Source organism: Flaviflexus huanghaiensis, assembly GCF_014118685.1.
GTDB lineage: Bacteria > Actinomycetota > Actinomycetes > Actinomycetales > Actinomycetaceae > Flaviflexus > Flaviflexus huanghaiensis.
The window spans coordinates 1-957 of record NZ_JACFAK010000043.1 but is presented as its reverse complement, the minus strand read 5'-3'; the positions used below and the strand labels follow the sequence as shown (position 1 = coordinate 957).

2 pseudogenes are annotated in these 957 nt (G+C 58.6%); one reads left to right on the top strand and one right to left on the bottom strand.

Going from position 1 to position 957, the window contains the following annotated elements:
• Nucleotides 1-125: 125 nt before the first annotated feature.
• Nucleotides 126-356 (top strand): annotated as a pseudogene (locus H7E91_RS11465) (integrase core domain-containing protein); the annotation flags it as partial.
• 103 nt (nucleotides 357-459) lie between these two features.
• Here H7E91_RS11465 and H7E91_RS11460 read toward each other — a convergent pair.
• Nucleotides 460-737: pseudogene (locus H7E91_RS11460) on the bottom strand (transposase); the annotation flags it as partial.
• Between the last annotated feature and the right edge of the window lie 220 nt (nucleotides 738-957).

The following is a 957-nucleotide window of genomic DNA, read 5'->3' as shown; positions in this document are numbered from 1 at the left end:
GACAAAACGAGACATCATCCGATGCCTAAAACGCTACGTCATCCGCGAGGTCTACCACCTCGTCAAAGCCCAACCCACCACTATCGCCCATGCCCTGAAAGCGAGTTGACAGACATAGGAGCGTCAATGCCCTGGCTGAAACGGTCAACGGCTACTACAAGACCGAGCTCGTGCGAGGGCCCAACCAGGGACCGTGGAAGACGATCGAGGACCTGGAGCTGGCTACTCTCGGGTGGGTCCACTGGCACAACACAGAGCGCCTTCACAGCTACCTCGGGCACGTCCCGCCGATCGAGTTCGAGAACACCCACTACACTGCTGCCAGCACCCCCAACGTGCTGACAGGAATCAAATAGAAAGAGTCTCCACCAAACCCAGGACGATTCAGCGCACTACTATCAAGAACATGCCAGCGTCCTGGCACACGCATAAAAGCGGAACGAAACCCAGGACGCTTCAGAAACACATGCCCGAGCGCAGTTTCGGACCGGCCACATCAATCGTGCCCAACCAGAGGGGCCGGTGTCGGAAGCCATCCCTCTGAGCGAGGTAGCCATGGCGCTGAGCAAGTTGGCCGGGGCTGGGCTTGCCCGCTCCGCCCCGGCCACGGCATCGGCGTCTGCGGCGAGTAGGGCGTTGATCATGGTCTGCAGCAGGTCTCGCATGGGATCTGGAGATGCTTCGGCAATGGCTTCACTGAGTAGGCCTGCAGAGTCGATAATACGAGGAGCTGTCATCGTAGCGATGTTCTTTCGAGTGAGAGAGCTTTCTCGAAGGACCTGACGTTGACCGCGCTCATGTAGCAACAACGCTCACGACGACCCCGGGGTTACACAGAGATGATGGACATGTTCCCGGTGTCGGTGTGACTCTCAATTACACCGACACCCGTGAGGGTTGTCTTTTAGTGGATCTGTCCATCGACATCGGGACCAACCCGCGGTGGCGGGAGGGACA